This is a genomic window from Pseudomonas sp. EGD-AK9, from assembly GCF_000465935.2.
Taxonomy (GTDB): domain Bacteria; phylum Pseudomonadota; class Gammaproteobacteria; order Pseudomonadales; family Pseudomonadaceae; genus Aquipseudomonas.
The window spans coordinates 1-1046 of record NZ_AVOF01000637.1 but is presented as its reverse complement, the minus strand read 5'-3'; the positions used below and the strand labels follow the sequence as shown (position 1 = coordinate 1046).

General features: G+C 66.7%; 1 protein-coding gene and 1 pseudogene. Both read right to left on the bottom strand.

Annotation, left to right across the window (positions count from 1 at the left end; genetic code table 11):
* Nucleotides 1–91: 91 nt before the first annotated feature.
* On the bottom strand, nt 92–877 hold the full coding sequence (locus N878_RS21960; protein WP_021445675.1) for an MBL fold metallo-hydrolase: 786 nt from the start codon (nt 875–877) through the stop codon (nt 92–94).
* A gap of 56 nt (nt 878–933) precedes the next feature.
* Nucleotides 934–1046: pseudogene (locus N878_RS28565) on the bottom strand (acyl-CoA dehydrogenase); the annotation flags it as partial.

The window sequence follows — 1046 nt, the reverse complement described above, 5'->3', positions numbered from 1 at the left end:
CAAAGGTAGGTTGGCGCCGAGCGCAGCGCAGCCCAACGGGGAGCGCGCCGCGCTCCGCCCGCCCCATCGCAGCCAAGCCACCGAGCGCGCCTCAGCTCGGCAGGCGATAGTCCTCCGGCCCCATCAGGTCGAGGCCGCATTCGAGGTTCTCGATCCAGTAGAGGAAGGCGCTGATCATCTCCGCACCGACGAAGGGCCGGCCGTGCTGCGGCACTATCATCGCCACGTCCATCTCGCGGACCATCGCCGCCCACAGCCGGCAGGCCTTGTTGCCGGCCATGTAGCGGCGGTGGAAGCCCTCCATGTTGGGTAGGTGATTGACGAAGTCGCGCACCGGGTTGGCGTCGTCCACCAGCGAGGCGCCCATGTCGCCGGAGAAGAGGATCTTGCTCACCGGGTCGTACAGCTGGAAGTTGCCCACCGAATGGAGGAAATGCGCCGGCACCGCCTTCAGCGTGCACTGGCCCAGCGCGATGCTCTGGCCGCGGTCGGGCAGCGCGATGATGCGATCGAAGGTGTTGATGCCGCGGCTCAACGCCAGGTAGTTGGCGGTCAGGTGCGGCAGAAAGCGCGCCCACAGCTTGGAGCAGATCACCCGCGCCCGGGTGTGCAGCAGCCACTTGTCCAGCGAGGCGATGATGTCCGGGTCCTGGTGCGAGGCGAAGATGTAGGTCAGGTCCTGCACCGGGATGTGCTTGGACAGCTCCAGCGACAGCGGCGTGTAGGTCAGGTCGCCGCCCGGATCGAGCAGCAGGTACTGCTCGTGGTCGGTGATCAGGAACTGGTTGGACTGCACGCCCTCGCCGCTGACCAGGTCATCGAACATCAGGCATTGGTGGCTGCCGTTATCGAACAGCACGATGGGCTCGCGGCGCATGGAAACCTCGTAGACGAAACGCGAGGCAACCTTAGGGCCGCGCCCTGTGCGGCGTACTGATATGGATCAAGCCCGGGCGACAATCTGCCGCGCCTTCTCCAGGCGCTTGGCCCGCGCGCCTTCGGCGATCTGCAGCAGGCCCTGGTCGCGCTGCCACAGCGCCGCCCAG

Bases quoted from the DNA above. Each gene is read 5' to 3' on its own strand.
- N878_RS21960 (WP_021445675.1), bottom strand. From the start codon at position 877: ATGCGCCGCGAGCCCATCGTGCTGTTCGATAACGGCAGCCACCAATGC.